4 protein-coding genes and 1 pseudogene are annotated in these 6,121 nt (G+C 57.4%); all 5 read left to right on the top strand.

Going from position 1 to position 6,121, the window contains the following annotated elements:
* A pseudogene (gene infB, locus ACIQU2_RS21560) lies at positions 1–2,488 on the top strand (translation initiation factor IF-2); the annotation flags it as partial.
* A gap of 159 nt (positions 2,489–2,647) precedes the next feature.
* On the top strand, positions 2,648–3,049 hold the full coding sequence (gene rbfA, locus ACIQU2_RS21555) for a 30S ribosome-binding factor RbfA (RefSeq protein WP_008149016.1): 402 nt from the start codon (positions 2,648–2,650) through the stop codon (positions 3,047–3,049).
* A 3-nt stretch (positions 3,050–3,052) separates the two neighbouring features.
* Complete coding sequence (gene truB, locus ACIQU2_RS21550) at positions 3,053–3,970, top strand: tRNA pseudouridine(55) synthase TruB (protein ID WP_347802327.1); 918 nt, start codon at positions 3,053–3,055, stop codon at positions 3,968–3,970.
* Positions 3,971–4,087: 117 nt separating this feature from the next.
* The gene (gene rpsO, locus ACIQU2_RS21545) at positions 4,088–4,357 is read left to right on the top strand and encodes a 30S ribosomal protein S15 (RefSeq protein ID WP_403143863.1); all 270 of its coding nucleotides are present in this window, start codon (positions 4,088–4,090) and stop codon (positions 4,355–4,357) included.
* Between the two features lie 197 nt (positions 4,358–4,554).
* Positions 4,555–6,121: polyribonucleotide nucleotidyltransferase (pnp, locus tag ACIQU2_RS21540; protein WP_403143861.1), on the top strand; the 1,567-nt coding region annotated here is incomplete at its 3' end.

The raw sequence follows: 6,121 nt of genomic DNA, 5'->3' as shown, positions 1-6,121 counted from the left end.
AACACCGGTAGAGCGCCTGTTGCAGCAGATGCGTGAGGCAGGTCTGCCGCACACCGCCGCCGAAGAACATGTGACTGACAGTGAGAAGCAATCTTTGCTGACTCACTTGAAAAGCAGCCACAAGGCGAAAGTGGAAGAACCACGCAAGATCACACTGCAGCGTAAAACCACCAGCACCCTGCGTGTTGCTGGCAGCAAAAGCATCAGCGTTGAAGTCCGTAAAAAGAAAGTTTTCGTACAGCGCAGCCCGGAAGAAATCGAAGCCGAGCGTAAACGCGAACTGGAAGACCGTCGCGCAGTAGAAAATGCTGCACGTCAGAAGGCTGAAGAAGAAGCCAAGCGTCGCGCCGAAGAAGAAGCGCGTCGCCAGCCTGCTGCTGCGCAATCCGCTACTAACGACGCCGTTGCAGCACCTGCTGCAGTTGCCGAGCCAGTACGTGAAAGCGCGCCGGTTGTGGCTGCTGCACCAGCGCCGTCTGCCGATGTTCGCAACAAGCAGAACGAACAGCGCCGTCCGGACAAACCACGCGCCGACGATAACAATCGTCGTGGCAGTGGCGATGGTGAGCGCAAAAACGCTCCGAATCGTGCTTCGGTCAAGGAAAAAGCGCCTGCGCCACGCGTTGCCCCACGTACTACCGACGAAGAAAGCGATAGCTTCCGTCGCGGTGGTCGCGGCAAGGCCAAGCTGAAGAAACGCAACGCTCACGGTTTCCAGAGCCCAACCGGCCCTGTCGTGCGTGAAGTGAAGATCGGCGAGACCATCTCTGTTGGCGATCTCGCTCAGCAGATGTCGGTCAAGGCTGCTGAAATCATCAAGTTCATGTTCAAACTGGGTACTCCAGCGACCATCAACCAGGTACTCGATCAGGAAACTGCTCAACTGGTAGCTGAAGAGCTGGGCCACAAAGTGACCCTGGTCAGCGACACCGCCCTGGAAGATTCCCTGGCCGAGTCCCTGAAGTTTGAAGGCGAGTCGTTCTCTCGTGCGCCGGTCGTGACCGTAATGGGCCACGTTGACCACGGTAAGACCTCGCTGCTCGACTACATCCGTCGTGCCAAGGTAGCTGCAGGCGAAGCCGGCGGCATCACCCAGCACATCGGTGCGTACCACGTTGAAACTGATCGCGGTATGGTCACTTTCCTCGACACCCCGGGTCACGCTGCGTTTACCGCAATGCGTGCTCGTGGCGCCAAGGCGACCGACATCGTGATCCTGGTAGTTGCAGCGGACGACGGCGTCATGCCGCAGACCATTGAAGCTGTCCAGCATGCCAAGGCTGCCGGTGTTCCACTGGTGGTTGCAGTGAACAAGATCGACAAGCCGGGCGCTGATCTCGATCGCATCCGTAGCGAACTGTCGGTTCATGGCGTGACTTCGGAAGAGTGGGGCGGCGACACCCCGTTCGTATCGGTTTCGGCGAAAGTCGGTACTGGCGTGGACGAGTTGCTCGAAGCTGTTCTGCTGCAAGCTGAAGTTCTGGAACTGAAAGCGACTCCTTCGGCTCCTGGCCGTGGTGTCGTGGTTGAATCGCGTCTCGACAAAGGTCGTGGCCCGGTTGCTACCGTTCTGGTTCAAGACGGTACCCTGCGCCAAGGCGACATGGTGCTGGTCGGTTCGAACTATGGCCGCGTTCGCGCCATGCTCGACGAGAACGGCAAGCCAATCAAGGAAGCCGGTCCTTCCATCCCCGTCGAGATTCTCGGCCTGGACGGTACCCCGGACGCTGGCGACGAGATGAGCGTGCTGTCCGACGAGAAGAAAGCCCGTGAAGTGGCTCTGTTCCGTCAAGGCAAGTTCCGCGAAATCAAACTGGCCCGTGCTCACGCTGGCAAGCTGGAAAACATCTTCGAGAACATGGGCCAGGAAGAGAAGAAGACGCTTAACATCGTCCTCAAATCTGACGTCCGTGGATCGCTGGAAGCGTTGAACGGCGCCTTGAACGGCCTGGGTAACGACGAAGTGCAAGTGCGTGTTGTCGGTGGCGGTGTCGGTGGTATCTCATCTTCCTATGCTAACGTGGAACTGGCCTCAATCGCTTTACTGTTCGGCTTCATCTAGCTTTCCGTTGGTTGCGCTCGCAAGATCGTCGAGCAGGAAGGTCTGGATATGCGTTACTACAACGTGATCTACGACATCATCGAAGACGTCAAGAAAGCTCTGACCGGTATGCTGGGCAGCGATGTTCGCGAGAACATCCTGGGTACCGCTGAAGTCCGCGACGTGTTCCGTTCGCCGAAGTTTGGCGCGATCGCCGGTTGCATGGTTATCGAAGGTGTTGTTCACCGTAACCGTCCAATCCGTGTACTGCGTGAAGACATCGTTATCTTCGAAGGCGAGCTGGAATCCCTGCGCCGCTTCAAGGATGACGCTTCCGAAGTACGTGCCGGCATGGAATGCGGTATTGGCGTCAAGAGCTACAACGACGTCAAAGCTGGCGACAAGATCGAAGTCTACGAGAAGGTTCAGGTTGCTCGCAGCCTCTAACTCGCGCACTTCAAGGGCCACGGCGAGCCGCCGCATGCAAGTGCGCGGCACGGCGTCAGGACTCTAAACGCAACGCCCGGTCTGGCTTTTGTCAGGCCGGGCGTTTGCCGCTTTCAGACCCTTCGGGTTTCACCGTGGGGCAGTAACAGGTAACAAGACATGGCAAAAGAATACAGCCGTACCCAACGTATCGGCGATCAGATGCAGCGTGAGCTGGCACAGCTGATCCGTCGTGAAGTCAAAGACCCGCGCGTCGGCCTGGTCACCATTACCGCTGTTGAAGTCAGCCGTGACGTCGGTCACGCCAAGATCTTCATCACTGTAATGGGGCAGGACAACGCCGAAGACATCGCGCAAAGCATCAAGGTGCTCAACTCCGCCGCCGGTTTCCTGCGCATGCAGTTGGCTCGCGAAATGAAGTTGCGCAGCGTTCCACAGTTGCACTTCCACTATGACGAAAGCGTCGTGCGTGGTGCTCATCTGTCGGCATTGATCGAACGTGCGGTAGCTGAAGACAATCAGCATCCGGTTGCGGCAGAAGCCGAAGACACCAAGGAGTAATCGGTGGCTCAGGTCAAACGTATCCGTCGTAACGTCAGCGGCATCATCCTGCTCGACAAACCACTGGGGTTCACCTCCAATGCGGCGTTGCAGAAGGTTCGCTGGTTGCTGAACGCCGAGAAGGCCGGGCACACCGGCAGTCTCGATCCGCTGGCCACCGGGGTGTTGCCGTTGTGCTTCGGTGAGGCCACCAAGTTTTCGCAATACCTGCTCGATTCCGACAAGGCTTATGAAACCCTGGCGCAACTGGGCAAGACCACCACCACGGCCGATGCCGAAGGTGAGGTTTTGCAGGAGCGCCCGGTGACCGTTGGTCGCGCCGATGTCGAAGCAGTACTGCCGAAATTTCGTGGGCAAATCAGTCAGATACCGCCCATGTACTCGGCGCTCAAACGTGATGGCCAGCCGTTGTACAAGCTGGCCCGAGCAGGTGAAGTAGTGGAGCGCGAACCGCGTTCTGTTACTATTGCGCGCTTGGAATTGCTGGCCTTTGAAGGTGATACTGCGCGGCTTGCGGTGGATTGCACCAAAGGTACCTATATCCGCACCCTGGTGGAAGATATCGGTGAGCAACTCGGTTGTGGCGCTTACGTTGCTGAACTGCGACGTACCCAGGCCGGGCCTTTCACGCTGGCCCAGACGGTCACGCTTGAAGAGTTGGAAGCGGTACATGCCGAAGGCGGCAACGAAGCGGTCGACCGCTTTTTGATGCCATCGGACAGCGGCCTGCTGGATTGGCCACTGTTGCAGTTCTCGGAGCACAGCTCGTTCTACTGGCTTAACGGCCAACCGGTACGAGCCCCGGATGCACCGAAGTTCGGCATGGTACGGGTACAGGATCACAATGGTCGCTTCATCGGTATCGGTGAAGTGAGCGAAGACGGGCGCATCGCGCCACGTCGACTGATTCGGTCAGAATGACCGAACGAGGGTGGCTGTTAACAGGCACGGTCACTACTCATTTTTAGATACAGGGATTTGTCCCTGGCCTGTTGAAGCTGTTTCTTTGAAACAGTTTCCTGATAAAAGGATTGCCTCATGGCTCTCGACGTTCAAGAAAAAGCTCAAATCGTATCTGACTACCAGCAAGCTGTTGGTGACACTGGTTCGCCAGAAGTGCAAGTTGCACTGCTGACCCACAACATCAACAAGCTGCAAGGTCACTTCAAGGCCAACGGTAAAGATCACCACTCCCGTCGTGGTCTGATCCGCATGGTAAACCAGCGTCGTAAGCTGCTGGACTACCTGAAAGGCAAGGATCTGGGTCGTTACCAGGCTCTGATCGGTCGCCTGGGTCTGCGTCGCTAATAAGCGATTGCGCTAGAGGTTGGTTGTCTGTCGTACGTCAGTGGGTTTCCCGCTGGCGCATGGCAGGCTCCCAGCCTCAAGTTTTATCTGGATACCTGCTTTACCTGGACAATGACAGTCGGGCCGATTCCCGGCGTTGCCCAAGAATTTCGCAAGAAGACAAGTTCCCCAAGAGCCACAAAAGAAGGTAGGACACCGTGAACCCGGTAATCAAAAAATTCCAGTTCGGTCAGTCGACCGTTACCCTCGAGACTGGCCGTATCGCCCGTCAGGCCTCCGGCGCAGTATTGGTCACCGTTGACGACGACGTCAGCGTATTGGTGACTGTGGTCGGCGCCAAGCAAGCTGATCCAGGCAAGGGCTTCTTCCCTCTGTCTGTTCACTACCAGGAAAAAACTTACGCTGCCGGTAAGATCCCTGGCGGTTTCTTCAAGCGTGAAGGCCGTCCTTCCGAGAAAGAAACCCTGACTTCCCGACTGATCGACCGTCCGATCCGTCAGCTGTTCCCAGAAGGCTTCATGAACGAAGTGCAGGTTGTCTGCACCGTCGTTTCCACCAGCAAGAAGACCGATCCGGACATCGCTGCGATGATCGGTACCTCGGCTGCGCTGGCCATTTCCGGCATTCCTTTCGATGGCCCGATCGGCGCTGCCCGTGTTGCGTTCCACGAAAGCACCGGCTACCTGCTGAACCCGACTTACGAACAACAGAAAGCTTCGAGCCTGGACATGGTCGTTGCCGGTACTTCGGAAGCCGTGTTGATGGTTGAATCGGAAGCCAAAGAGCTGACCGAAGACCAGATGCTGGGCGCGGTACTGTTTGCTCACGACGAGTTCCAGGTTGTGATCAACGCTGTTAAAGAACTGGCTGCCGAAGCTGCCAAGCCAACTTGGGCCTGGGCTCCACAACCAGAAGCGACCGCTCTGCTGGGCGCTATCCGTGCCGAGTTCGGCGACGCGATCTCCCAGGCTTACACCATCACCATCAAGGCCGACCGTTACGCTCGTCTGGGCGAACTGAAAGACCAGGTGGTTGCCAAGCTGTCCGGTGAAGAAGGTCAGCCTTCCTCCAGTGAAGTCAAAGCTGCTTTCGGCGAAATCGAATACCGCACCGTTCGCGAAAACATCGTTAACGGCAAGCCACGTATCGACGGCCGTGACACCAAGACCGTACGTCCTTTGAACATCGAAGTCGGTGTTCTGCCAAAGACCCACGGTTCGGCATTGTTCACCCGTGGCGAAACCCAGGCTCTGGTTGTTGCAACACTGGGCACCGCCCGTGACGCACAACTGCTGGACACCCTGGAAGGCGAGAAAAAAGACCCGTTCATGCTGCACTACAACTTCCCTCCGTTCTCGGTAGGTGAGTGTGGTCGCATGGGTGGCGCTGGTCGTCGCGAAATCGGTCACGGCCGTCTGGCCCGTCGTTCGATTGCAGCCATGCTGCCTGCTGCCGACGTGTTCCCGTACACCATCCGTGTGGTGTCGGAAATCACCGAGTCCAACGGTTCGAGCTCCATGGCTTCGGTCTGCGGCGCGTCCCTGGCTCTGATGGATGCTGGCGTTCCGATGAAGGCACCAGTTGCCGGTATCGCCATGGGCCTGGTTAAAGAAGGCGAGAAGTTCGCCATCCTGACCGACATCCTGGGTGACGAAGACCACCTCGGCGACATGGACTTCAAAGTAGCCGGTACCGCCAAAGGTGTGACCGCGCTGCAGATGGACATCAAGCTCAACGGCATCACCGAAGAAATCATGGAAATCG

Source organism: Pseudomonas sp. NPDC098740 (genome assembly GCF_044760065.1).
GTDB lineage: Bacteria > Pseudomonadota > Gammaproteobacteria > Pseudomonadales > Pseudomonadaceae > Aquipseudomonas > Aquipseudomonas rossensis.
Note: the sequence above shows the minus strand (reverse complement) of the source record. Positions and strands in the feature narration are given on the sequence as shown.

Bases quoted from the DNA above. Each gene is read 5' to 3' on its own strand.
- rbfA (WP_008149016.1), top strand. From the start codon at position 2,648: ATGGCAAAAGAATACAGCCGTACCCAACGTATCGGCGATCAGATGCAG.
- rpsO (WP_403143863.1), top strand. From the start codon at position 4,088: ATGGCTCTCGACGTTCAAGAAAAAGCTCAAATCGTATCTGACTACCAG.